19 protein-coding genes are annotated in these 22,236 nt (G+C 41.6%); 6 read left to right on the top strand and 13 right to left on the bottom strand.

Translation table 11 applies throughout. From position 1 onward, the window contains the following. Positions 1-69 precede the first annotated feature (69 nt). Together FN961_RS04860 and FN961_RS04855 are read left to right on the top strand one after the other, a co-directional pair. Complete coding sequence (locus tag FN961_RS04860) at positions 70-501, top strand: hypothetical protein (protein WP_143563426.1); 432 nt, start codon at positions 70-72, stop codon at positions 499-501. A gap of 44 nt (positions 502-545) precedes the next feature. Next, positions 546-863, top strand: coding sequence for a Fis family transcriptional regulator (locus tag FN961_RS04855; protein ID WP_143563425.1), 318 nt, complete (start codon positions 546-548; stop codon positions 861-863). Positions 864-989: 126 nt separating this feature from the next. Here the strand turns inward: FN961_RS04855 and FN961_RS04850 are convergent, their stop codons facing one another. Genes FN961_RS04850 through FN961_RS04835 form a run of 4 tightly spaced genes read right to left on the bottom strand, consistent with a single transcriptional unit; the run spans position 990 to position 2,949 of the window. Then, positions 990-1,229 (bottom strand): ubiquitin family protein, encoded by a 240-nt coding sequence (locus tag FN961_RS04850; RefSeq protein WP_143563424.1) that lies wholly within the window; start codon positions 1,227-1,229, stop codon positions 990-992. A gap of 10 nt (positions 1,230-1,239) precedes the next feature. Then, complete coding sequence (locus FN961_RS04845) at positions 1,240-2,073, bottom strand: hypothetical protein (RefSeq protein ID WP_143563423.1); 834 nt, start codon at positions 2,071-2,073, stop codon at positions 1,240-1,242. Continuing rightward, on the bottom strand, positions 2,073-2,429 hold the full coding sequence (locus tag FN961_RS04840; protein ID WP_143563422.1) for a hypothetical protein: 357 nt from the start codon (positions 2,427-2,429) through the stop codon (positions 2,073-2,075). Before FN961_RS04840 ends, FN961_RS04845 begins: the two co-directional genes overlap by 1 nt. Then, complete coding sequence (locus FN961_RS04835; RefSeq protein ID WP_185972728.1) at positions 2,416-2,949, bottom strand: hypothetical protein; 534 nt, start codon at positions 2,947-2,949, stop codon at positions 2,416-2,418. Before FN961_RS04835 ends, FN961_RS04840 begins: the two co-directional genes overlap by 14 nt. Positions 2,950-3,294: 345 nt before the next feature. Here FN961_RS04835 and FN961_RS04830 point away from each other — a divergent pair, with 345 nt between their 5' ends. Next, entirely contained in the window at positions 3,295-3,543 is a 249-nt protein-coding gene (locus FN961_RS04830; protein WP_143563420.1) for a hypothetical protein, read from the top strand. Positions 3,544-3,674: 131 nt separating this feature from the next. Here the strand turns inward: FN961_RS04830 and FN961_RS04825 are convergent, their stop codons facing one another. Beyond that, on the bottom strand, positions 3,675-4,589 hold the full coding sequence (locus FN961_RS04825; protein WP_143563565.1) for a LysR family transcriptional regulator: 915 nt from the start codon (positions 4,587-4,589) through the stop codon (positions 3,675-3,677). A gap of 201 nt (positions 4,590-4,790) precedes the next feature. On the opposite strand from FN961_RS04825, the gene FN961_RS04820 reads away from it, so the two are divergent. Beyond that, positions 4,791-5,594: an SDR family NAD(P)-dependent oxidoreductase gene (locus FN961_RS04820; RefSeq protein WP_143563419.1), complete on the top strand. Its 804-nt coding sequence runs from the start codon at positions 4,791-4,793 to the stop codon at positions 5,592-5,594. 112 nt (positions 5,595-5,706) lie between these two features. After that, positions 5,707-6,189 (top strand): cupin domain-containing protein, encoded by a 483-nt coding sequence (locus tag FN961_RS04815; protein ID WP_143563418.1) that lies wholly within the window; start codon positions 5,707-5,709, stop codon positions 6,187-6,189. A 103-nt stretch (positions 6,190-6,292) separates the two neighbouring features. On the opposite strand, the gene FN961_RS04810 is transcribed toward FN961_RS04815, so the two are convergent. The 4 genes from FN961_RS04810 to FN961_RS04795 form a co-directional block, all read right to left on the bottom strand. Beyond that, on the bottom strand, positions 6,293-8,443 hold the full coding sequence (locus FN961_RS04810) for a PKD domain-containing protein (protein WP_143563417.1): 2,151 nt from the start codon (positions 8,441-8,443) through the stop codon (positions 6,293-6,295). 368 nt (positions 8,444-8,811) lie between these two features. Continuing rightward, the gene (locus FN961_RS04805) at positions 8,812-10,899 is read right to left on the bottom strand and encodes a M13 family metallopeptidase (protein ID WP_143563416.1); all 2,088 of its coding nucleotides are present in this window, start codon (positions 10,897-10,899) and stop codon (positions 8,812-8,814) included. Between the two features lie 1,846 nt (positions 10,900-12,745). Next, positions 12,746-14,128 (bottom strand): hypothetical protein, encoded by a 1,383-nt coding sequence (locus FN961_RS04800; protein ID WP_143563415.1) that lies wholly within the window; start codon positions 14,126-14,128, stop codon positions 12,746-12,748. A 1-nt stretch (position 14,129) separates the two neighbouring features. Beyond that, the gene (locus FN961_RS04795) at positions 14,130-15,152 is read right to left on the bottom strand and encodes a nucleoid-associated protein (RefSeq protein WP_143563414.1); all 1,023 of its coding nucleotides are present in this window, start codon (positions 15,150-15,152) and stop codon (positions 14,130-14,132) included. A gap of 1,099 nt (positions 15,153-16,251) precedes the next feature. On the opposite strand from FN961_RS04795, the gene FN961_RS04790 reads away from it, so the two are divergent. After that, a complete protein-coding gene (locus tag FN961_RS04790) occupies positions 16,252-16,998 on the top strand; it encodes an arginine N-succinyltransferase (protein WP_143563413.1) in 747 nt (248 codons plus the stop codon). A gap of 144 nt (positions 16,999-17,142) precedes the next feature. Here the strand turns inward: FN961_RS04790 and FN961_RS04785 are convergent, their stop codons facing one another. From FN961_RS04785 to FN961_RS04770, 4 genes are all read right to left on the bottom strand, one after another. Then, entirely contained in the window at positions 17,143-17,388 is a 246-nt protein-coding gene (locus FN961_RS04785; RefSeq protein ID WP_143563412.1) for an HP1242/YdcH family protein, read from the bottom strand. 186 nt (positions 17,389-17,574) lie between these two features. Next, the gene (locus FN961_RS04780; RefSeq protein WP_143563411.1) at positions 17,575-17,940 is read right to left on the bottom strand and encodes a DUF4156 domain-containing protein; all 366 of its coding nucleotides are present in this window, start codon (positions 17,938-17,940) and stop codon (positions 17,575-17,577) included. Positions 17,941-18,159: 219 nt separating this feature from the next. After that, positions 18,160-20,082 carry an alpha/beta hydrolase family protein gene (locus FN961_RS04775; protein ID WP_143563410.1) on the bottom strand — a complete coding sequence of 641 codons (1,923 nt, stop codon included), beginning with the start codon at positions 20,080-20,082 and terminating at the stop codon, positions 18,160-18,162. Positions 20,083-20,260: 178 nt separating this feature from the next. Continuing rightward, on the bottom strand, positions 20,261-21,943 hold the full coding sequence (locus FN961_RS04770; protein WP_143563409.1) for an RluA family pseudouridine synthase: 1,683 nt from the start codon (positions 21,941-21,943) through the stop codon (positions 20,261-20,263). Positions 21,944-22,236 lie beyond the last annotated feature (293 nt).

Here is a 22,236-nt window from a genome sequence, read left to right as displayed (position 1 = left end):
TCCACTTGAATCTAGCTGTCTTTGAATGTGTTTTTACGATGAATACTAATCAGTATGAAGGGAATGGTTTTGAATATTGACGGGTTGAATATTGGTAGCGTTTCTTCAGGAACACGATCTGTGTCAGAGGCTTTTGTTGCCCCCAAAGCTGATACAGAACCTGCTAGTAGCAAGACTGAAGCCGTTGATAAAGTGTCTATTTCCGATGCTGGTCGAGCAGCACATAAGTTAGATGTTGGTCGCTCAATGGGAGAGAAGCAGGAAAAGGTGGCAGAAGCTGCAGAACAAAGCGAAGTGGGCCCAGCTTCTATTGTGGATACACAGATTGAACGCATTAAAGAGCGGATAGAAGAATTGAAGCTAGCGCTTAAGGATTTACAAGGTGATAAATCGGAGGCCGCTGATAAGAAAAGAGAAATGATTAATGCTGAAATCTTGCAACTATCAGGAATGCTTATAGAATTGAATAAAGAGAAAGCTAAAAAGGAGGGATTTGAGTAACACTGATGAAAAGGAATCTTCGAAGGTTACTTGATTAAAACGAGATGAAAAAATCAGACAAGAAGATTGAGCAAAATATCAGAGAAAGCCTGACTCAAGTGTGCGAAATTGCACAGGAGAACGTCGAGGGTTTTGAATGGATTAGTCATAAGGTGCATTATGGCAATGTCGCTGGTTCAATTCAGATCACCTGCATGTTCACAGAGTTTCGCAATGCCAAAATGGCTAAGCATGATGAGTATCTCTACCAGTTAATCCAGCAGTCCCTCTCCTTAATCGACATCGATATTAAAGATATTCGACGCCACGTTGATTTCGACAACGGCAACCCATACGAAAAATCGAAGCGCAGCATGGCCTGACCATATTGATACTCACCCTCTAATATTTTGCGCCTTCAGTGAGAATAAAGTTCTTTAAAGTCAGACTGTTAATCTTTTTTCAGCATTGCTGTCAAAGTTTGCAACAGGATTGAGTTCACCAAAGCATCAAGTCATACATTTACATAGCCAAGCATTGTCTTGGGTGTTACGTTTAGCCTCAATAATGCCGTAGTCATAGAGCTCAGCTCTCTCGGCAACGAGCTTTAAAGCTAACGTACTATCTAGTATTTGAGTTTTGCCTCTTTGCAGTATTTGTGAATCCCAAAAAATGAAATATTTTATTGAGTCCTCGACGCTTAACTCGATAGAGTTGCTATCCCACTCAGTGATAGTTATTTCGTCCATGACTGACTCCTCAAAGTTGCCCTAGAATATACTCAGCTGCGGCATCAATGGCTGGGCTGTTACCAATTGTGGTTGCAAATGTCTCTCTCTCCTTGATTAATGAGGCTTTTTCTTTGATTAAACTATCTAGTGTATTTTTATCAATAGGCTGCCTATTGTAGGTCATCGCTCGATTAACCAGCATCTCATCGAGGACTATAAGGCTACCTTCAATATCAGTGATATATCTGAGCACGCCTTTAAAAGTACTGGGTAAGCTTGATATTTTATTGTCTTTAATACCTGTAGCATTTCCTTTAGCGTCCATAGTGAAGCTATAAAATTTAATTTTGCTCACATCAGGTAGCAGTTTACTTAGGTCATCTAACCGCTTGCTTAAGCTTTTAGCTGTTTCGTCCTCTTTCATTGTGTTTAAAGTTTGGTAGATACTTTGGGCAATCGACTTTTTACGAACATTAAACTCACCTAATGTATCGCTGCCTAAACCACCTTTTACGGCTAATATGCTCTGGGTGCTGGCAAGTGTAGCGGCTTTACCTGTCATAAATGTACTGCTGATCTCTGTGGTTCCAAACTTGTACCAGCTCTCATTGGGCTTACGTTTTAGTTCAAAGTCACTGACGACATTGGTTGATTTTCCGCTTTGTTTGTCCACTTTTGGGGTGACGACTATGGTGCGGGTTTTAATTCCTATATTGCCTTGAACCGGTTGTTGTGGATCTGTAGCCCGGGTCTCGAGGGCAATACTGTTTCGCTCAGAATGGTGATAAGTGACCGCATTGCTACAACCTGCTAAATGTGTCATAGCAAAGAGAGAGATTAAAACTAAATGTATGATTTTCATTATTTAATCTCTCCATATACCTTTTCGCGTAACTGATTGATAGAGTTAGCACTTTCAGCCAGTTTATCAGCAGCCTCTCCACTTGCGACAAACTCCGACACTTCCATATCGTCAAGGCCGGTTACTTTTACTTTGTTCACAGAAAATAGCGACATAGCATCTGAATCTTCTGTTTTTTTAGGAACAATGGCATACACATCCCTATCGTAACCAAGGGACATTTTATTACTGCCTTCGGTACTGGCTGCAATCGTTAATCCTAAAGATGTTTCTTGTACATAGACTAAATAGTTTGACTGACAGCCAGCCAAGAGCAGAACCAGTAATGGGCCTGATAATCGTTTATATATCATCATTAATATCCTTATCTGTGGGTTTTGAAGTTAACACGGCGCAAATGTCCTCATCACGCTGCTGCGCCTCATTTATATAATAAATAGAAACAGAGTCTGCTTGGTTAATTCGGAGGGTGTTACGTGAAGTGGTGCCTAGGTTTACACGAATATGGTAAGAGGAAGCTGATAGTCCCAACCCTGTTTGTTGACTGCTAACAAACAGGGGAATGGCTGAATACTCTTGTTGGTCTGATGGATTGTTATTTTCCGAACTTTCACCAATAACTTGGTCAATACATAAATCATGGTTGTCGCTAAATAAGGGGTAGACTAGTCGTTGTTTTATATAGCCTAACTGTATACCGACGACAGGTTCAGTATAAAGGTGTAAGCCATAGGCTTGATGCGTGACAATTTTTGCATGCTTATAAAGCTCAATATGAGATTCGCTGGCAAGTCCTATATTATTTAGTGAGCAGCCACTGGCTAACAGCGTAGCTAATAGCCAGGTAAGGTTAAGTGCTAGTTGGTGATTAGCCATTAGATGCATCGTATTCCTTTCGATGGCGGCAATTCTAATATTGAACGAATAACTTAAACTGGTAATAAGTGAAGTGGCTTGAAGTTAGCGTTTATGTTTTAACGGGTAGCTTAATAAAAAGCGGTGCCGTAATTAGCTTAATATTCGTACGGTAAAATAAGATAACCTATCTATATGTTGGTGTCCAATGAGGCATTGGGGTTGGTATCACTTCGCCGAAATTCAATGCTAATGCTCAATGGCTGACAAGAAGTATGCTTTGTCGCCTTTCTTCAGTGTAAATCGCCGCTGATTATGAGAAACTTTGCGTCTAAGTAGATATACAGCAATTAAGAGTATTAACGAATGAACGATGAACTGAATGTAATCGATAACCTAGATGAGTTAGGGCGCTTTTTACTCTCGGTTGAAAGTGGTGGTTTAGGGCTAGATGGCGTCGAAGGCGTTGGCATGGCGACCAATAATGCTGATGGCCGTCATTTTGTTGCGGTTTTCGATAGCAACCACAAGGTGTTACACGCACGTTGGATCACCAAGGATGTGTTTGAAACGGGCAAAGATATGGTGCGTAACGGCGTAAAACCCAAGCATTAATTCAATATGAGCTAAGCATTAGTTATCAACTTTATATTGGCTCAGTGTTGAATAATGGCATCGATTAAGCAGTCTATGGAGATCATAGGCTGCTTTTTTTATAGCTTAAGCTTGATAAGGATTGATATTGTTTAAGCATGATAAGAGCTCTTATTTATCTCCCAGTTAGGTGAGTCGCCAAAATACTCAATGTAATAATCAATAAATGCTCTCACCTTTGGGGCTAATAATCTCGAGCTTGGGTACACGGCCCAGATCGCAGCTTCGGGCACCAAAGGATAGTCTTTCAATATTTGGACTAACTCACCACGTTGAAGATGTTGATATACACTCCACTTTGAGTTTATCGTTATGCCTAGACCATTGGCGCAGGCATCTCGGATAGCTTCACCATTGTCGGTACGAAAATTCCCTTTTACTTTTATGTTTAGCTGGCCGTTTGGGGTAGCAAAGCCCCAGTCTTCAAGTCCAAACAGGGTGATACAGTTATGCGCGCTGAGCGCTTTAGGAGTTTCTGGTTCGCCATAGGTTGCTAAGTATTGAGGTGATGCACACAGGATGCGATTGTCGGTTGCGAGTTTCCTTGCGATTAAGCTGGAGTCTTTTAGATATGAGTTGCGAATCGCAATATCGAACCCACCTTCAACCAAGTCGACAATGGTATCGGAAAGCTTTAAGTCCACATTCAGGTTTGGGTACAGAGCGATAAACTGGTTCAAGGCTGGGAGTAAATGCATACGCCCGAAGGATGCGGGCGCTGTGATACGTAAAGTCCCTTGTGGAGAAATACTGCCAACACCAACAGATGATAGCGCTGCATCCACACTTGAGAGCACGTCTTCTGCATAGGGAAGAAACGATTTTCCCTCTTCAGTTAATGACACTTTACGTGTGGTGCGATGAATAAGGCGCACCCCAAGACCTTCCTCAAGTTTATTGATATGTGCACTTGCCACTGCAGGGGATAAGCCAAGATCTTGCCCCGCCATACTGATATTGTACGTTGCGGCTATTCGGACAAAAAGTTTGAGGTGCTCAATGTTCATCATTATCAACGAAAACTAAAAAGTTATTCCTTACTCTGCTTTATTATCAAGATAAACACCATTAATTATACTGTTTTTAGCCATTCTATTGAGATAAAACCAAATGGAAGTCATGGTGGTGCAAGCTCTGAAGTTGCTCGACTTATGTCCTGACGACGAGATAGATCAGTCGTTACTTTAATATGAATAAAGGGAGTTTCTATGTGTAAGACAATACTGTTGACCGGTGCGACAGATGGCATAGGGTTAGCGACAGCAAAAATGCTGGCATCAAAAGGCCATCATTTATTAATACATGGGCGCAATGCAGAGAAGCTGATGCAAGTTGAAAATCAACTTAAGCAGTTGCCCAATGTAGGCACTATCGAGTGTTACTTGGCTGATTTCTCAGACCTTGCCGATGTAAAGGCGATGGCCAAAAAGATTCAATTACTGCACACCAGCCTAGATGTGATTATCAACAATGCAGGTGTATTTAAAGTTGATCAACCAATGACGAAAGAGGGGCTTGATGTCAGGTTTGTGGTCAATACTATCGCTCCATACTTATTAACCAAGCAATTATTACCAATGATGGGTACCGAGAGTCGCGTTATTAATCTCTCTTCTGCAGCGCAATCCGCAGTGGAGATAGATGCGTTGCTTGGTAACACTCAGCTTTCTGCTATGGATGCTTATGCCCAGAGTAAACTGGCAATTACCATGTGGACAGCGCATCTGGCTAAATTACTAGGCGAGAGTGGTCCCGTCATTATCGCCGTTAACCCAGGCTCTATGCTCGCCAGTAAAATGGTGCAGGAAGGATTTGGGGTTGCAGGGGGAGACATCAATATTGGTGCAAATATTTTGACTAAACTAGCACTAGAGGAGCAGTTTTCAACCCACTCAGGTGAGTACTTTGACAATGATTCAGGTCGATTTTCAGCTCCTCATCCTGATGGTGATAATCATCAGAAAATGGAGCAATTAATGACAGCATTGAACGTGATGGTACAGGCGCAATAAAGTTGATTGTTGGTGATTGTAAAATTGTCACGATTGTCTCATTCGAACACTCAGTTTTTAAGTATACTCGGCCTTAAGATCAATCCTACTTTATAATCTGAAAGGTATTCATATGCAGACGGCCGACGAGTTTATCCAGCATTTAGAACTAGAGCAACATGTTGAAGGAGGCTATTACTGTTCATCTTATCGCTCTGCCGAGTCGTTCGATGATAAGCGGGCGCTCTGGACCAGTATCTACTTCCTCTTGCGTACAGGCGAAGTTTCAAACTTTCACCGTTTGACCGCCGACGAGATGTGGTATTTCCATGCTGGAGAATCACTCACGATCTACATGATTGATCAAGAAGGGACGTTAACCACTGCTCAGTTAGGGTTAGATTTAGCTGCGGGGCAAAGGCCGCAATTTTTAGTGCCTAAAGGCTCTATTTTTGGCTCAGCAATGAACCAGCCGGGTTTTTCGTTAGTTGGTTGCATGGTTTCACCGGGTTTTACGTTTGAAGATTTTAAGTTGTTTAGCCAAGAGTCATTGTTAGAACTGTACCCTGAGCACAAAGAGATCATAGTGCGTCTTAGTCGCTGCAGTGGTGAGTGATAACCAGGTTGCTGTTTAGTAAACTCTGCTAGCCGATGGAATAAAAAACCAGTATTAACCTATGTTGATACTGGTTTTTAACGTTTAAATATCTACACGTTTATTATCTAAATTTAAGCTTGGCTCGGCCTTTGAGGTTATCGTTATCCTTCACGATAAGTTTCACTTTCGATGCTCGAGAGCCAAATTTGATGGCGACAAGACCCGATGCTCGGCTGCCATCATTAAACTTCCATCTATGGCGAGTAATATAGCCATCCTCATCATAGCTTAGCGACACAAACAGATGAACAAACCAAAGATCCACATGCTTGATCACCGCCACAGGTTTTAGTTTTTCTGGTTCTGTTGATACCGAAACAGTTTGTGTGCTGGTATGAGAAAGGCCGCCATTATCGGTAACCGTTAAGCTTACCGTATACTCGCCGTCTTCAGCATAAGTGTGACTTAAAGTGTCGGTATCGGCACTTTGACCATCGCCGAGATCCCATTGATAACTAACTAGCTCACCATCTTCATCAATGGAGGTGCTGGTAAAGTTAACCACGTTATATTGAGCATTAACGGTAAAGCTGGCTACTGGTGCAACATTCGGTGCTTCATCCTCTTTAATTGTGACCACTAAAGGCGGGTTATCGATAGGGGCGTTACCACCAGACAGTATGATATTGAACTGAGTATCACCAGCTAGATCATCGTTGTCCAAAATATTGATGGTTACGGTTTTAGTGGTTTCATCAGCGGCAAACATCACATGTGAGTTAATGGCTTCATAATGAGTGCCTGCAATGGCGGTTAGATCTTCAGTGGCGACCAATATGGATGTTTCGCCAGTTACCGTGCCTTCCCTTTGTAGGGTAAATGAGAAGGTTTGTGCATCTTCGTCAACGTCGTCAGATGTTTTACTGGTGAAGACCTTATCTTGTGATTGGGCATTGAGCTGAATGCTATCTATTGATGCGTCACCTTTTTCCCCTTTGACTTGATAATCAAGTCGTAGCTGAACCTTCTGTCCGGCGTACTCCTCTAAATCAACACTGACTTGTTCCCAGTCTCCATCTGTGTGTTTCTGGCCGCTCATCTGCCAGAGTGGAAGCCAATTTTGACCATTATCGAGTGTGGCTTCAATTGACAGAGTCCCCATATCTTCACCATACATGGAGAAGGAGAAATCTAGTGTTGGTGTATTCTTAGTGGTTAAATCAAAGCAAGGGCTGAGCATGGCAACATGATCACCATAGCTAATAAAATCATCCATCTTGCTGGTGTCTACGTGGATAAAGCTGTGACCCTCTACAGGTTCATCTGCTCCGGTGCGTGATGATGAGGTGTCGCTGTCAAACCGCCAGTTATAGCGGTTGTTTTTAACATCCTGAACCCAAGGTGTTTCGGCCACAGCCTCGTTGACGTTAAAACCTTCGTGATGAGGATATTGAATGACTTGTGTCGAGTTAGCGCAAGTCGGCACGGTACGCCCATCACCATATTTATCATAAAGGTGGTATTTGTCAGTGGAGATTAGGCTTAACATGCGAGTTTGCTGTTGAGGTGAAAATCGGTTTCGGCATCTGTTGCTGCCTCCGCTCATAAAGTTCATGGCGTCAGGGGCATAGAGTACGCCTTCATCATCGACAACATCGCCGTTATAAACACAGTTTTCAATGAGGTCATCTCTGTCGGGATCCGGCGGTGTATCAATAATATGGTCGCCATATTTCCACCCCATTTCACCTGCAAGCAGTGAGATCGGGCCATTACTGTTACTTTGATAAGTGTGTCTTATGCTGAGGTTATGGCCTATTTCATGGGCAGGAGTGGTACGAACCAGATCGACTGGGTCGACTTCGACCGCATCGGTTGCTTCATAGGGCCACCAAGCGTGACCATTAACCCGTCTGAGTTCAGTCACGAGTATGTTGTAGCTATCGAGCGCGAAGAAAGGTCTGACTAACTCCTCTCCTTCGTAGTCCCAACCATTTTCAGGGTCGTGAAAACCAGGGACATCTTCATTAGTAATATAAACCGTGTCTTTGTGATTAAACTGCACTCCCATAGGCAGGTAACTTACATTTAATTTGTCTATACCTTCCCTGAGTGCGGCATCATTTGCTTGTGCATCTGTTCCCTCGTTATCTTGTGCTGCTACAAGAAAGCGAACATCGAGCGTGATAACGTCATTATCTGCTGCAGTAGATTGAGCAGAAAAGAGTAATAAGGCTATAGCACCGTATAAGTTGCGATATGTATCTCTCACTTTAATACCTCCATCAATTTATCTATTTTTGTTTTCAGTTCATTGGCTAAGGTCATTGTTTAGACAGCACTCACTCCCCGTGCTGACCAATAAATCATCAAATAGGGTGTTGGATAGTTAACAAACCTCTTAAAGCTCGTTTTTATCTCTATTTATTATCTTTTGATGTAACAGATTGATTCGATAGCGGTGTTTTGGTAGGTTTTTGTATCGCTAACTTGTTGGCTGGTAGGTTTACTGTCTTTACTTTGTGTGTTTGGTAGTTCGATATGTTAAGTTTTGCTTTGGGTTTTATCCTGTTTAATAAAAAATGCCAGTCAACAGACTGGCATTTTAACTATTCGCTTAGTAGCTAAATACTGAGGGGTTTACCAGATGCGTACACGCTGATCTTCTGGCAGATAAAGCTCATCACCAGGCTTAACATCAAATGCCTTGTACCAAGCATCGTGGTTACGCGGTGCTTGTGCGCGATATTGACCAGGTGCATGGGTGCCAGCACGAAGCTGGTTGAGCATGCTTTGCTCAGTGCGTTTCTCTTTCCACACTTGAGCCCAAGCAAGGAAGAAGCGCTGATCGCCAGTTAGGCCATCGATGATAGGGGCTTCTTTGCCGTTTAGGCTAAGTTGGTAAGCGTGATAAGCCATGGATAGACCACCTACATCACCAATATTTTCACCTAAACTGTTGCGACCGTTGACGAAGTTGTCAGGTATCGGCTCGTATTTGCTGTATTGAGCAGCCAAACGATCGGCCTTTGCGTCAAAAGCAGCGCGATCGGCGTCAGTCCACCAGTTGCGTTGAATACCATTGGCATCGGATTTAGAACCTTGATCATCAAAACCATGTCCCATTTCGTGACCGATCACAGCACCAATACCACCATAGTTAACTGCAGGATCGGCATTAGGGTCAAAAAATGGCGGTTGTAAGATGGCAGCTGGGAATACAATCTCATTAAATGAGCTGTTGTAGTAGGCGTTCACCCGTTGTGGTGTCATGCCCCAGCGATTACGGTCGGTTTTCTCAAGCTCTTTCGCGATGCTATCGGCTTTAAAGAACTGACGTAAGTTTTGAACATTGCCCACAAGATCTTTATTGGTCAGGGTTAAACCATCAAACTCTTTCCACACATCTGGGTAACCGATTTTAGGCGTAAAAGCGGCAAGCTTAGCGTGCGCGTTAACTTTTGTCTCTGCGCCCATCCAGTCGAGACCATCGATACGTTGACCTAAAGAGGTGCGCAGGTTTTCAACTAACTCAGCCATCTGCTGCTTAGATGATTCAGGGAAGTAACGACCGACATAGACCTTACCGATAGCGAAGCCCAATGATTGGGTATCAGACATTTCTGAAATCGCACGCTTCCAACGCGGACGCGGCTCTTCTTGTCCGTTTAATGTTTTGCCATTAAAAGCAAAGTTGGCGGTATAGATATCTTCAGACAATAAACTCGCGTTGTTGCTAATCGTGTGGAAAGTGAGGTAATCCTGCCAAACATTTAAAGGTTGTTGTTTGGTCAATGCGATCATGGCTTTGATTGGATCAGGTTGAGATACGTTTAGCTGTGGTACTTGATAACCTGTTTCTGCGAAGTAAAGATCCCAGTTAAATCCAGGGTATTGCTTAGCTAAATCTGCACGCTTTACCTGATTAAGAGTCAGATCGCGGTTACGACGTTTTTCTCTCGGCCATTGACCTTCGGCCATCTTGGTTTCTAAGGCTAAAATTGCCGTTGAACGGGCTTTACCGTCTTTGATACCTGCAAAGGCAAGCATTTCGGCGATATGCTCAACGTAAGCGCTGCGAATGTTAACAAAACGCTCGCTGTCCTCAAGGTAATATGAACGGTCAGGTAGTCCTAATCCTCCAGCCCCGATAGACATCTCATACTGGTTCGGGTCTAAGCGGTTAAACCACATGCCGCCAGCGATAGGCGAGGTGGCACCAGTGAGCCATGCACCGCCGAATACCTTGGTTAAATCATCGGTGGATTTAATGGCTGCAATTTGATCTAAGCTGGCTTGAATTGGCGTGATACCTAGCTTGTTGGCGGTATCAGTGTCCATGTAGGCTTGATAAAAATCAGCGATCAGCTGCTCTTCAGCGTTAAGACCGCTACGACTGGCTATGTCATCGATGATGGCTTTAACTTGCTTCTCACTGCGCTCTGCCAAGCCTGTAAATGCACCAAAGCGGGTTTTATCCGCTGGCATAATGTAGTTGTCATACCAAGTGCCGCTGGCATACATAAAGAAGTCATCGCCAGGTTTAACGGCCTCGTTACGCGCCGTTAAATCGACACCAAAACTACCGAGTTCAGCTTTGTTTGAACTGGCTACTGTCACTTTCTTTTCTACTTCAGTACTCTTAATGTCTGCATTGGTTGTATCTGATGTGCCACAGCTAGCCAAAAAAGTGCTGGTTAATGCGATAGCGATTAAGGATTTTTTCATTGTTATAGGTGTCCTTGCTTAAAGTAGGTCGCTGTTAAATAACGTGCTTTATATTCTAAGATTGCCAGAAAATGTCAATACCTGATTTGTTAGCAAATTTATGTTGTTAGGGCGACTCACTTGAATACAGAACGCGTTGCTCACGGTATAGCCTGCGGCTACAGGAACGCTTAGCTTACAGTAAAAGCAAAACTGAGCATTTGTCATTGCCGTCATCCCGGGCTTGTTCCGGGATCCATTCTTTCTTGTAAAAAAAACAAAGCTATTCTCACCACGGAGGCTTCGCTACACGGAGTTCACGGAGGAAAAGATGGAGGTGAAGATGGAGGTGAAGCGAAGAAGGATGGGTTTTGCCCTGCTAGAACGGCACTGCGTGCCTGCGAGGTCGTTCGCAAGCTCACTGCTAGTGCGCTTCGCTTCTAAGTAAAAATGGAGGCGAACGTATACAGAACGCGTTGCTTACGGAATAGCCTACGGCTACGGGAATGCTTCGCTTACAGTAAAAGCAAAACTGAGCATTTGTCATTGCCGTCATCCCGGGCTTGTTCCGGGATCCATTCTTTCTTGTAAAAAACAAAGCTATTCTCACCACGGAGGCTTCGCTACACGGAGTTCACGGAGGAAAAGATGGAGGTGAAGCGAAGAAGGATGGGTTTTGCCCTGCTAGAGCGCTTCGCTTCGGTAAGTTCAACAGATAAAGGCTTAAAGTACATTGACCTTTTGGCTGTTGCTTTTCTCCGTGGCCCTCCGTGTTCCAACAACGTCCCTGTTTAACGGCCAGTTCGCTATCCCTAGCTCTCGCTTATTAGCACATGGCTTTGCCATATTCGCCGTGGTGAATAGCTTTAATCTTGGTGTTTAAAGCTGAGATGCTAGAGCTACTCACTTGAATACAGAACGCGTTGCTCACGGAATATTAAAGCTGAGAAGGACGGGCTTCGCCCTGCTAGGACGGCACTGCGTGCCTGCGAGGTCGTTCGCAAGCTCACTGCTAGTGCGCTTCGCTTCTAAGTAAAAATGGAGGCGACCGTATACAGAACGCGTTGCTCACGGAATTGCCTGCGGCTACAGGAACGCTTAGCTTACAGTAAAAGCAAAACTGAGCATTTGTCATTGCCGTCATCCCGGGCTTGTTCCGGGATCCATTCTTTCTTGTAAAAAACAAAGCTATTCTCACCACGGAGGCTCCGCTACACGGAGGAAAAGATGGAGGGAAAACTAAGGCTATTTTATGGTGAAAAAGATGTGGGTGTCCTGTCTTTTTTAATAGTTAGCAAATTTAAGTGAAGAAGGGCGACTCACTTGAATACAGAACGCGTTGCTCACGGAATAGCCTGCGGCTACAGGAACGCTTGGCTTACAGTAAAAGCAAAACTGAGCATTTGTCATTGCCGTCATCCCGGGCTTGTTCCGGGATCCATTCTTTCTTGTAAAAAAACAAAGCTATTCTCACCACGGTGAATATGGCGAAGCCATAAGTTTATGAACGAGATACAGGGACTGTAGAACTGGCTATTAAACAGGGACGTTATTGTGCTTCGCTACAGCGAATATGGCGAAGCCATTAGCTTATGAGAGAGAGCCAAGGATTGGCGAGCTAGCCGTTAAACAAGGACGTTGTTGAGTTCACGGAGGAAAAGATGGAGGTAAATCAAAAACTAGTTGAAGACTGACTGAGAAAACAAAAGATATGCCTGTCCCGCCTTTTCTACATAAAGTCGCAAGACCGCGACCTATGCCATGCTGTGAAGGGTTATTTATCGAATAACGCTAACCTGAAGCAAAAAAACAGGACATTGAGATTGCTAAACTCAATGTGACCGTATACGTCCTGTCTTTTAGTCTATTAATAAATAATTAATTTTACAAAAAAATCTAAACCTAAATTTGAAATTGAAAAATAGATTACACAAATAAGAATGGCGAATAGTACACCGACAACATAGAGGTGATAGTTGTTTGTAGAATTATCATTCAATGAGTTTGATAATGATTTACTATTAAAAATCTCTTCAATTTCATCTTCACATAATATTTGTTCGTATCTACTTTTTAGCTCACTTACACTTATTTTAATACTTGAATTTTTCTTGATTAGATCGGAGTGAATCATAAAAACATATATAATTGCAGATAAAATAAAGACTATTGAAATAGAAGCGATTTCTGGTGAAAATAAAACATCCGTTTTCTGCTTGCTGATAGACTTTATAACAATAACAGTGAAAAAGTATGAGAGTACTGCTAAAGCTGTATTTCGTGATGTTATTTTGTATTGGTCATATATGTCAAAAGATTTATTTAGTAAGTTAAACATGAACTCAGTTACTTTGTTTTTAATTTCAAAGTACTGTTTTATGTTCTCTTTCATATATACTTGATGGTTTGAAAATAATGACTTTAATAGATTTTGTGAGAAGCAAGTTCTGAAATCATTAGTGTTTGAAAGTGATACTAAATTTCTCAATATTCCAAGTTTGGAAGATGTGTTTGAGTCAGAGAATATCCATTGGTAAATAGTGTATAAAGTGTCAGCTACATCCACGAGTTTATTTTTTTCAGGGTTTTCTATTGAATAACTATTATAACCTTCGAAAATAAATTGAGCATCTGGATTTTCTCTAAACTTCGAACAAAATACTTTTAAACAGAATAGTGATGTTACTTGTATTATATGTCGGTGAAGTAGACTTAGTTCTGATTTTTTTAGTTGTTCTCCAAAATAGAACAGGTTCTCCGGTGTAATAGAAATGGTGTTGCAAATTTCTAAATCACTAAATAGGCGTTTTGTTCTTTTTTTATCAATGGTTGATAGTTTAATATCAATAATGCTATTATTATAGATTGATATATTCTTGTTGTTTAAGAGTGTCTCATTCCAGAATTCTATTATTTTTCTTGTTGATTTTGGTAATGTTTTTATAAATTCTTTCTGATCGATTATTATCAGGCCTGTGACAGTTGTTTTATCAAAAGTACAGGACACCTTTAGCTTTTCATCGTGATCCCATAATAATGGGTTTAGTTTTGAACTTAGTTCCCCCCAGCTGTTTGATTCGTGTATTACTGAGTTGTTCTGATAAAAAATAAATGTAACTTCATGGTTATTAGATAGGAAGTTATATTTGAAAATTTCCTTTTCAACTTCTTGAATGTTAGTGTTTCCTAAAAATAACCACGATACTGAAAATAGATCTACTCTTTCATCTACTTCCTTTACGATATTCATACTATAGCTCTATGCTTTTGAATTCATTGTTATTTGTTTTCACTCTCACGGCTACGTAATTATCTTCACCTTTACTTATATTGTATATGTTATCGGTTCCAGAACGTGTAGTTAGCTCTATATCATTACCTAAATCATATACTTTTTTCGCTTTAGCTCTAACTTCTTTAACATCAATCTCAAAATTACCATCGAATTTGGCTTTTTCTGGAATACTCTCCAATTTTTTTCTAATACTACTCATATCAACCTGAGTGCTCTGAGGTTCGAAATTCCCAATAACGCGTTCGATCATTTCTTCATGATCATAAGATTTAGATGTTTTAAAATATGAAATTAGGTTATTTCTTAGATCTCGATGATCTTCTGGTGAGTCATTTTTAACTTTAGATATGGCTTGTTCTAGTGTGCTAAATGCTTTTTGAGTATTTTCTTTATCGGTATATGTTAAATTACTCTTTAAAAATTCGTCCCACCAGTATCTTGCAATAGCACCATTAGAATCAGCAAGTAAGATACCATCTTTCATGTTGTTATCTTCAATTTCAATAAGGCAAGATTTTAATAATGCTTTTTCTTCAGGTAAGCCTAATGTGCTTTTTAAAGTATCTTTTTCAAGAAACTTTTCAAAGTCTATTTTTGACAACATTAATAATCTAATTGAGCCCATTGAAAAAATAGTTATAACTAAGCTTCCTTTTTTAAGCTCTTTCTTTAGTCGCTCCATCTTCTTGCCATATATTACCTCTGCATCAAGTAGAATTTTTGCGATATTTTCACTATGTAGTTCCCTACTTTCATTGTTAACAACTTTTTCTAGCGCTAACTTTACTGGAGAGCTTAATCCAAATGTAGCTTGCCTCTTTGAGCTACTCGTCCGAGTATTCGCTGCAACTTTTTTCAACAGTTTAAGTAAATCACCATCAGCATGCGAAGCTAGTTCGACTTTATGGCAGCTTTCTTCTTTAACATCAACATCATAAATCGAGTAATACTCAATGATAGGGGTTTGTAGAGAAGACATTTTATTCCTGGTGAACCAAAAATAACTTATTAACCAGAAGTAACATGGCTACTATTGTTAAATCTAGCTGATTTAGTGTTTTCTGGATATGTATATTCGTCACAATTTCGTGATAAATAGATAGGGGAATTTGTTTTAAATCAGTCGCTTGCGTGAAGCGTAAATGACTGGCTTACTCTTTGCGTCTTGGATACATGAGCGGCGAGCTAGTTTCTTCCCTGAACGGCGGTGTCTCTTGTCATCTGCTTATCGCATTTTGACTTTCTCTTGTGAGACTAGAGTCCTTCCTACATTCCCTTATAGGCTAAAGAATACCCTACATATTCTATGGTATTCAATGTGATAGAGTGTATTGTATTGAAATGTATGAAGATTAACTGTTTTTAGGTGATGAGTAGACTCATGTACTATAGAAAGGGGGCTAGCCAGCTTTTTTGTCTGGTAGTTTTGTATCATCTTTACTATTGGCCGTTGCCTTTCTCCGTGGGCCTCCGTGTTCTCCGTGGTGAGTAGCTTTTATCTTGGTATTTAAGCGCCCTTAATCGCTTAAGTTCAAAAGAATGGATCCCGGAACAAGCCCAGGATGACGGCAATGGCAGATGCTCAGTTTGGCTTTTACCGTGAGCGCAGCGTTCTGTTATCCGTAAGCGAAGCGTCCTAGCAGTGAGCTTGCGAACGACCTCGCAGGCACGCAGTGCCGTCCTAGCAGGGCGAAGCCCGACCTTCTCTGCTTAATAAAGGATGACAACTTCGCCCGGGCGTCATGGTGGATGCAAGGAGGATGAAGACGAGCAGTCCTCCTTGCCTAGGTGTTTGTTGGAGACCCACGACGCAGTCTAACTATAAGGATTCAAGCTCGACTCTAATCTAAATGAAGTTTGGAAAATACTCAAAGTCCCCATTAACCTAGAACCCAAAAGGAGATAATGGGAACTATCTAGCCGTTTTCGAAATCGACACTGAATATGTAGATGTGCCCCATTATGCTTATCTGCATTGTCGTTTTAGCCTGAAATGTCGTTGGATAGCACTTCACTGTCCTTTCTTTAGTGACGAGGTTACCATGGTGTTAATTTTATAAGAGGGCAGAGGAACTTAAATGCACACTTGGATCTCGAACAGAAGTACAGGATTGGCTTATCAGAGAGGTCTCTCCGGTGTGAAGGTTTTGCTGATTGTGTTGGTGACGATACTGCTCACTGTTGGGATTACTGTTTTTGTTGTCCGGACTTATATTTTCCCTTCTGAACTGACTCCTGTGACATTAAATGTGAAGGAAGAGTTGAAGCTAGACAACAAACTGCATCAACTCGGTTGGCAGCCAGAGACCAATGCGAGTTCGACCAAAGCGGCTCAAAGAGAGTCGATAAGTGGCGTGAAAACTGATACGACACAAGTCGCTAAGTCTGACATGGATGAGTTAACACCTGAAGCGTATCAGGAGTTAGATGGGGAGCGTCAGGTGAGCTTTAGTGAGAAAGAGGTCAATTCGATGATTGGCAATAACCCTGATTTTGCTCGTCGGGTGGCCATCGATTTTTCTGATAATCTTACCAGCGCAAAAATATTAGTTCCGATCCCAGAAGACTTTCCTTTTATGCCGGGTGAGATCTTGAGAGTGAATGCAGGTATTGATATTCATCTTGACGAAAATCGCCGCCCTGTAGTGGCTTTAGTTGGGGTTAGTTTGATGGGCGTGCCTATTCCGAATGCTTGGCTAGGGAATATGAAAAGGGTTAATTTAGTCGGCGAGTTTGGTGATTCTGGATTTTGGAATGCGTTTGCTGATGGTGTTGAAGACATTCAAGTACGTGATGGCGAACTCTATATAAAGCTCAAAAAGTAATATTGTATGGCAGTGAATACGGCTCGCTTATAGCGGGGTTGGAATAGTCAAAAAATTAAAGAGCCAGTGTATTCTGGCTCATTGTCTACTGTTCGAGGCTTTTGCTCGATACTTTGGCTCTAGACTTTAAGTTAGCAAGCTTGATTACTGTTTTTCAGCGACTAGACACTGGTACAAAGCATCTTTTAATACTGCCCTGTCATGTTTTAATTGATGCATCGCTTCATCATCAATGGGAGCGCCATTTAATTCGAGTTCTCGAATCTCTTTATCAAGCGCATTGTATTTTTTGGTTTGTTTTGCAAAAGATTCATTGCTTTGGGAAAGCATCACAATGAGATCTTTGTGCTCGGGAAACTCGTGGATAAGAGAGTGGTTTTCACCTAACATAAAATCCCCTTTAAATAGGTCAAAAAATTAACAGTACCCGCTATGCTAACCGCAAATCTTGCAAGCTTCAAATATATCATTTCGACAGCTAAATAACTAAAAGCCCCACTTATAGTGGGAATAAATGCTATTTATTCTGCATTTTCAAGTGACTTAGCTATAAACCAAAGGAGGCAACCTCAGGTATTAACTACCTGCATTTTCTGTTGTTGTTTTTTGGATGTTGATACATTTATAAGCATTAGCCATCATGGTCACAGAGCCGGTGAACCCTAAAGGGCGATATAGATAGATGGTATCAGCGCCAAGCAATGCGGCTTTAATGCGCATCTCATTGAGTGTTCCCCACACCATATCTCGGTCAGCATGGAGCCAGTAATCGTAAAAGTGACCTTGAGAGCCTATGACTGTTCCCTTATGCTCACATTGGCTTATAGACTCTGACACATCCCAGAGAACGTTGACTTGGTTAGAGTCATCTGTTGGGAACGTAATACATCCGCTTAAGCCTAACGTTAATAGCAAAACAGTGGCGATGGAAACAGCTTTCATACAACTCTTGACCTGACATTTTAAAAAAAGTAGCAGATAGTAATGGAATACAGATTTACTGGACATCTTTTACGCTGAGATTTGGGAGCTAGACAACATAATGACTCCCGCCTTATAGAGGCGGGAGTCGGGGTTTTATCTACCTTTTACTTTGAGTCGGTTTTTGTTCCCACCACGATTTATACCAATTAAACATGCTTCTTGCTGGTTGGTTCGCGATTACTGCATATGTTTACGTGCAAAGGCCAGACTCTTTTGGTAGAGCTCAATCTTATTCTCGATATTGACGAATCCATGCCCCTCTTTTGGTTTATAAAGCCACTCATAGCTGCTGTTACGTTGATCGAGTGCCTCTTGAAGGTTAAAAGCACTCTGTGGGGGGACGCGTTTATCTCTTCCACCAGTGACGATCATTAAGGGTGTTTGTAGTTTGTCGATATAAGTCAGTGGCGACTCTTTACGCCAGTGTTCTTCATTATCACCATATTTTTCCATTGCGCCTATTGAGACAGAGCTACCGTCCATGTAGTCAGCATTTTTCATTTGATAAAGAAGGTCATAGGCGCCATACATTGGGATTGCGCACTTGTAGAGTTCAGGTTCGATAAGGGGGGACATTAAAGAGGCGTAACCACCAAAACTGCCACCAGTAATACAGACTTTATCATCGCTGATATTCTTTAAGGCTAATGCCCATTTAGTACCGTCTATAATGTCTTCCTGAATCAAAGTGCTGCGCTTTAAATAGGCGACTTTTTTGAAATCTTTGCCATAGCCACCAGAACCTCTGAAGTTTATTTGTAGTACGGCAAACCCATTGTTAGCCCACATTTGAGCGCTCGAGTTATAGTGCCATTTATCTTGCGGTCCATATGGGCCGCCGTGAACATCAACGATGAGTGGGTGTGGAGTCTTATTGGCTTTAGGTAGCGTTAAATAGCCATAGATTTTCTGACCGTCACGGGCGTTGAAATGAATAAGTTTTCTTGCTTTCATCTGCTCTGGATAGATCCAAGGTTTCGCGCTTAACAGATAATTTATCGTATTCTTCTTTTGGTTATACAGATAAAAATCACCTGGGTTTTTATCTGTGATGACTTTCACTATCATCTCTTCATCATCGATGCTGTTAGCTCTGATACTGATGTCTGCATCTGGGAAACTGGCTGAGATTTGTTGATGAATCTTACTAAAATGCGAATCATCTAAATAATGGTATTGCATGCCGTCCATCATGGTTTCAACGGCAACAATATTTCTGCTATCTGGTGAGCGGACATAGGCGTTGATATCTACATCTGGGTGATTAAAAAGTAATGCAATCTCTTTGGTGTCGAAGTTATATTGATATAAGCCTGAAGTACCGTCATTTACCGCTTTGCTCATATAAAGAAGTTTGCCGTCATTGCTTAATGACTTATATGAGTAATCTGAAAGGGGGTCTTTTTTACTGATCTCTAGCCACTTGCCGTTAGTGTAGAAAAACCGTTTAGTTTCACCCTCACTATTTTTACCTTTGGCGATAACGGGAATGCCATCAATATTGGTGACTACGCTTATGTTCCCCATTGGTGTTGTCGCAATTCGGGTTCTTTTTTTGTTGTAGATGTTTACCTTATAAATTTTATCTGATGAGTCTCTGTCGGTGTTCCACTTTGATGAGAGAATAAGAATATGTTTGTCATCATTGGTGAGCATCTGGGCGATATAGCCCCAAGCATTTTCACCGCGTTTAGACGCTGATTTTCCTTGTTGGCTATAGCCGTATAATTGAGTTCGTTTGCTACCATCTATATTGGCGGCAAATATCTCACCTCTATAGAACTTTCTCTCTCTACCTTGAACCTCATACTGTTTGGTGTAGACCAGACGTTCATTATTGCCCCAATAAAAGTCTCCAATGTACTCTTTATGGCCAAAGCCGTAGGCTATTAATCTTTTTTTACTCTTGCGTTCAACGACAATCAAAACATTGGTGTCCTCTTTGGGTACCGTTGCAGCAAAGTATTCACCGTTAGGGGAAAGTTTGATGTTAGAGAATTGAGCTGGTTTGGCAAAGTGTTCTAAAGGCAGTACTTCTGCCACGCCTTGAAGGGAGAAAAAGCAAAGTAAAAAGAGGAGTGGAGTGATTAATGTCTTCATGGTTACTCAATTCTGTCTATTGGTAACATCAGAGTAACAATATGCGTGATGGCTAGAATAGTAAAAAATAAAAAAACGACAATGAAACGAGAATAAATCGATAAACGTGGATTATGGCAATACACGTTTATCGTGGAAGGGGAGATGCTTTTTTGCTACAGCATCTCTTCGTTCAATTTTAGAATTCGGCTTCAACGCTAAAGGTCATTAACTCTTTGGTGCTAGGGTGGTTGAGCACTAAGAGTTCAGCGTGTAAGTGTAATCTATTGGCTTTTATGCCATATAAATCGTCACCGATTATAGGCATGTTTAATCCCTGAACATGGGCACTATGAACCCTAAGTTGATGGGTTCGTCCTGTTTTAGGGGATAGATAGACCTTCGTTTTGCCATCTTTACGGCTAATAACTTGCCACTTCGTTTCTGCGGGTTTGCCATGTTCAAAGCAGACTAACTGTCTAGGTCTGTCGTCGAAATCACCGCGCATGGGCAGGTTGATAATTCCTTCGTCTTGTTCAAGCAAACCCGACAGTAGCGCGACATAGCGTTTTTTAATCGTGCGAGCGATAAATTGTGCCTGCAGGCTTTTGTTGGCTTCTTTGGTTAAGGCGATGACCATCAATCCCGATGTCGACATATCAAGTCGATGAACAATAAGGGGGCCCGTGGCGTTAGGGAATTGCTGCTTCATGCGAGAATATACACAATCTTGAATGTTTTTCCCCGGTACCGACAGAAACTCAGGCGGTTTGTTGATGATGGCCATCTCACTGTCTTGATAGATGATGTCGATGGTTTTGCCAATCGCAGGGTTGGTCAGTAATGGATCTTCATCTAAGGTCATTCCTTCAAGCATATGGCCTAAAATAGGTTTGCACTTTCCCTGACAGGCGGCATAAAAATTCTTATGTTGTCTGATTTCTGATTTAGGAGAGCTTCCCCACCAGAATTCGGCGATAGCTATGGGTGTTAAGCCCTGTTTAAAGGCGTAATGTAACAATTTTGGGGCGGCGCATTCGCCAGAACCTGCCGGTGGGGTTTGGTGAACTGTTCCCTTGAAAATCTCCGCTAAGTTTTTTCTTTCGCCTAAGATGTTTAAGAACTGGTATTGTTCAAATAATGCTTGCTGTAGAGCCGCTGACGAGGCTTTTCGCTGGCTTTTGAGCTGTTCGATTGCATCAGTTAATTGGCTTAACTGTTGTTTTGCCCAGTAAACCTGTTCGTTGCAGTGAAGAGTCAGTGCCTTTAGTTGATTTTTATCGTGCACACTCTCTTTACTCAGTTCTAGCTGTAACGCAATCAATTGCGCTTCATTAAGTTCAGCCTTAGCGGCTGTTCTGCGTACTTTGCGTGTCTTTCGCCCCTCAATGACGCTCTGTCTTTGAGCTTCAATTTGAATCTCTGCGGTATTGAGAGTTTTGGATAAGTGAATCTGGAGTTGCGCAATTTGTGGATTGGCGCTTAGCTGATTAATTTGTTCTGTAATGGCGTTTATCTTTTTCTGCCCGGCGAGAAAAAAGCTGTCTTGAGTCAGCATATCAAATACTGGCGGAACGAAATTAGGTAGCAGATTCTGGTCGGCAACTTTTCCTGAAAATGCAGATAAATAGCCTATTTCGCCAAGACTATTCTGCACCACTAAAACCCCGAACATTTTACCAATCGCTGAGTCTTCATCGCCTGTATGACCGAAATTATGCTGCCATTGTGTTTGTGTATTCAGGTGTGTTTGGAGCTCTTTTACCGCCACTAAACATAAGGGATGAGGTTCGTAATAAAAAGGAAAAGTGAAATGTTCAGGTAAGGCTAGATCGTCGATAGACTCTTTAAAATGGGTAAAACAGTTTTCAGAGGAGAGCATGGTATTATCTATAGTGATTAGCCTAAACAGCGTTAAGCTATGAGGGCAGGAAGTTGGGACGAATGTTGTGCAATTTTACCCTTTCATCCCTGAGAGTTCAATTTTGTTGAGCCTTGAATCACGGCACGCTAATTCGAATGAGTCGTATTAATGGGTGGTGTTTATTGAAGTTCTCCAAAGATTAATGTTTGTTGTACATTTGTATCAAGGTTTTTTTGTATTTAATACATGTAGTTACAGGGTTATTTTTTTTATCTAGTTACGCATTAATTTATAAGTATTTTAAGTTAATG

The organism is Shewanella hanedai (assembly GCF_007197645.1).
GTDB classification, from domain to species: Bacteria; Pseudomonadota; Gammaproteobacteria; order Enterobacterales; family Shewanellaceae; genus Shewanella; species Shewanella hanedai.
Note: the sequence above shows the minus strand (reverse complement) of the source record. Positions and strands in the feature narration are given on the sequence as shown.